The organism is Alkalibacterium kapii, from assembly GCF_007988865.1.
GTDB lineage: Bacteria > Bacillota > Bacilli > Lactobacillales > Carnobacteriaceae_A > Alkalibacterium > Alkalibacterium kapii.
Genome location: NZ_BJUY01000051.1, coordinates 1 through 1,645 on the forward strand (window position 1 = coordinate 1; position 1,645 = coordinate 1,645).

General features: G+C 38.8%; 1 protein-coding gene. It reads left to right on the top strand.

What is annotated here, in order from left to right; all coding sequences use genetic code 11:
- Nucleotides 1–294: 294 nt before the first annotated feature.
- Nucleotides 295–1,503 carry an IS110 family RNA-guided transposase gene (locus AKA01nite_RS09190; protein WP_142667594.1) on the top strand — a complete coding sequence of 403 codons (1,209 nt, stop codon included), beginning with the start codon at nucleotides 295–297 and terminating at the stop codon, nucleotides 1,501–1,503.
- The last annotated feature ends 142 nt before the right edge of the window (nucleotides 1,504–1,645 follow it).

Genomic DNA, 1,645 nt, shown 5'->3' on the forward strand with positions numbered 1-1,645 from the left:
CTCCTCGTATAATAAGATTAGTCTTAAATGGCTAATCTTTTTTTACTATATTTGTCATTTAAGGCTGACTTAAACCTGTAACTCTTATGAGTTATAATTGTTTCGTATAGATAGAGGTCGTAGTTAAACTCCTTGAAGCTTCGTCTTCCTTTTAAAGACTGACGCCTCTTCTCTACGGACAGTATATGTATGAGCTGGATAGAACATTGTTTCTGAATCTCACACGAGGCTATATCGTCCATAGAGCTAAGAGGAGAACCCCTATCTGAATGTTTAATAGAAAGGTTGATTCGAATGTTTTTTGTAGGTATTGATATTGGGAAACGAAACCATGAAGCGGCGATTATTGATGAACAGGGAAAGCCTATAGGAAAACCTATTCGGTTTAGCAACACGAAAGCCGGCAGTGAAAAATTACTGCAATTCATCAATGACCATGACTTATTACCTGATAACTCCATGATTGGTTTAGAGGCTACTGGACATTATTGGCTTTCTGTATTCTCTTTTCTAACCGCTTTAGAATTTAATGTAGTTCCTTTCAATCCCATTCAATCCGATACTCTCCGCAACTTCTATATCCGCAAAACGAAAACTGATACCATCGATGCCGTGTTAATCGCACAAGTGGTTCGGATGGATTTACCCGATCAAACGTATTTGCCTTCCGAAGATATTGTACGCCTAAAGCAATTATCCCGTTTCCGTTACAGCATCGTTGACCAAACTTCTGATCTCAAAAGAAAAGTGATTGCATCTTTAGACCAAGTGTTTCCAGAATACGAAACACTTTTTTCAGATATGTTTGGAAAGTCATCCACCCAATTGTTACTTCAATCCCCCTTGCCTGAAGATTTACTCGAGATTGACGCTCAGAAGTTGATTGATCTTCTTAATGAAGCCAGTAATGGCCGTTTAACCATTGAAAAATCAACCCAGAAAGTTCATCAATTAAGAGATTTAGCGCAAGATTCCTTTGGAATCCGAGTCGCAACCGATGTTTATAAACTTCAAATCCAATTATTACTTCAGCAGATTCTTCTTTTAGAAGAACAACTGAAAACAGTTGAAGATGAAATGGCTGAATTGGTTGCCGCCCAAGATCAATATTTAACCACGATTACGGGGATTGGCCCCGTTACAGCAGCTGTGATTCTCTCTGAAGTGGGCGACATTCATCGCTTTGAACGCCCTAATCAACTGCTTGCCTTTGCGGGTTTAGACGCTTCCGTTCATCAATCGGGTGACTTTACAGGTACGCGTAATAAACTCTCTAAACGAGGTTCTCCATATCTTCGACGAGCCATTTGGCAAGCGGCCTTTATCGCTTCGAATCGAGATCCTGCGCTGTCTCTTTATTATCAAAACTTACGAAAACGTGGAAAGCATCATGGAACAGCCGTTGGGGCTGTATGTCGGAAACTTGTCAATATTATCTTTGCGGTTTGGACAAAAGGAAAACCTTATGAAGTGCATATAAATCCTGACTTAAAAACTGATTGAGATTATTTTTTTGAATAGTTTTTTCAGGGTTTATTTGGGTTGCCTTTCTTTAAAAGCAATAACATAAATTCCTTCAAAATCACACTTCAGAATCACGTCCTAAACTTTCAATTTATTCCTTGACATCTTTATAGCTGGCTTT

Bases quoted from the DNA above. Each gene is read 5' to 3' on its own strand.
- AKA01nite_RS09190 (WP_142667594.1), top strand. From the start codon at position 295: ATGTTTTTTGTAGGTATTGATATTGGGAAACGAAACCATGAAGCGGCG.